A 1,282-nucleotide genomic window follows, 5' to 3' on the forward strand; every position below is an offset into this window, starting at 1 on the left:
GGATGCAGGYAGCGCGGGGCCATGCCCCGCGAGCGCCCAGTGCGGCGCCGCTGGCGTTGCGCCGGGCGCACGCCCTGGGATGCGGGTAGAATCGCCCCCTTTCCCGCCACCCGAATGGATTAAGCGCCATGACCGGGACGCCAGACGTCTTTCCGCCCGCCGCCCAGGGCGGCACTCCGCTCGTTGCCCTGCCCTCTGGTCCGCGCAAGCCCGACCAGGTGAAGGGCAAGCTGTACATCAAGACCCACGGTTGCCAGATGAACGAGTACGACTCGGCCAAGATGGCCGACGTGCTCGCCGCCAGCGATGGTCTGGAACTGACCGATCGCCCGGAAGACGCCGACGTCATCCTGGTCAACACCTGCTCGATCCGCGAAAAGGCGCAGGAGAAGGTGTTCAGCCAGCTGGGCATCTGGAAGAGCCTGAAGAACCAGGGCCGCGAGGTCATCATCGGCGTAGGCGGTTGCGTGGCGTCGCAGGAAGGCGAGGCSATCATCAAGCGTGCGCCKTWCGTSGACCTGGTGTTCGGCCCGCAGACGCTGCACCGCCTGCCGGAACTGATCCGCGCCCGTCGCGAGCAGCAGCGCCCGCAGGTGGACATCAGCTTCCCGGAAATCGAGAAGTTCGATCGCATGCCCGAACCGCGTGCCGATGGCGCATCGGCGTTCGTGTCGATCATGGAAGGCTGCTCCAAGTACTGTTCGTTCTGCGTGGTGCCCTACACGCGTGGTACCGAAGTCAGCCGCCCGTTCGAAGACGTGGTGGTGGAAGTGGCACAGCTTGCGGSACAGGGCGTGCGCGAGATCAACCTGCTCGGCCAGAACGTCAACGCCTACCGTGGCCCCTATGGTGACGGCGAGCTCGCCGACCTCGGCCTGCTGATCCGCACCATCGCCGAGATCGACGGCATCGGTCGCATCCGCTTCACCACCTCGCATCCACTGGAGTTCAGCGATTCGTTGATCGACGCGTTCCGCGACGTGCCGCAGCTGGCCAACTTCCTGCACCTGCCGGTGCAGGCAGGCAGCGACCGCGTGCTGTCGGCGATGAAGCGCGGTTACACCTCGCTGGAATTCAAGTCGAAGATCCGCAAGCTGCGYRCGGTGCGYCCCGAYATCTCGRTCAGYTCSGACTTCATCGTCGGTTTTCCCGGCGAGACCGATGCTGATTTCGAGAAGACCATGAAGCTGATCGAGGAYRTCGGCTTCGACCACAGCTTCTCCTTCATCTATTCGCGTCGCCCGGGCACGCCGGCTGCAGACCTGGAAGACACGATCAGCGA

Annotated in this window: 1 protein-coding gene; it reads left to right on the forward strand. The window is 64.9% G+C overall.

Translation table 11 applies throughout. The features are described from left to right. Nucleotides 1-128 precede the first annotated feature (128 nt). A partial coding sequence (miaB, locus tag AC1VAN_RS22160; RefSeq protein ID WP_480986784.1) for a tRNA (N6-isopentenyl adenosine(37)-C2)-methylthiotransferase MiaB occupies nt 129-1,282 on the forward strand: 1,154 nt, incomplete at its 3' end.

It is taken from the genome of Stenotrophomonas sp. 05L44_2 (assembly GCF_056665995.1).